This is a genomic window from Planosporangium thailandense (genome assembly GCF_011947195.1).
Taxonomy (GTDB): Bacteria; Actinomycetota; Actinomycetes; order Mycobacteriales; family Micromonosporaceae; genus Planosporangium; species Planosporangium thailandense.
The window spans coordinates 1-241 of the sequence record NZ_JAATVY010000110.1 but is presented as its reverse complement, the minus strand read 5'-3'; the positions used below and the strand labels follow the sequence as shown (position 1 = coordinate 241).

Annotated in this window: 1 pseudogene; it reads right to left on the bottom strand. The window is 71.4% G+C overall.

From position 1 onward, the window contains the following. Positions 1–241, bottom strand: a pseudogene (locus HC031_RS32360) (chitinase); the annotation flags it as partial.

The window sequence follows — 241 nt, the reverse complement described above, 5'->3', positions numbered from 1 at the left end:
GGCGTCGGGGTGCCGCCGGGGCCGGGCATGGTGACGTCGTCGGCGTAGTAGGCGGGTTGGCCGTACCAGCCGTGCAGGTAGACGGTGACGCTGCGGGTGTTGGGGCCGGTGGTGATGGTGACCGACAGGCGTTGGTAGGTGCCGTTGGTGCCGGGGGTCCAGGTGCTGGGGTCGGCGGTGCCGGTTCCGGTGGCGCCGAGGTAGACGTACGCGCCGTTGACGTACGCCGACAGGGTGTAGG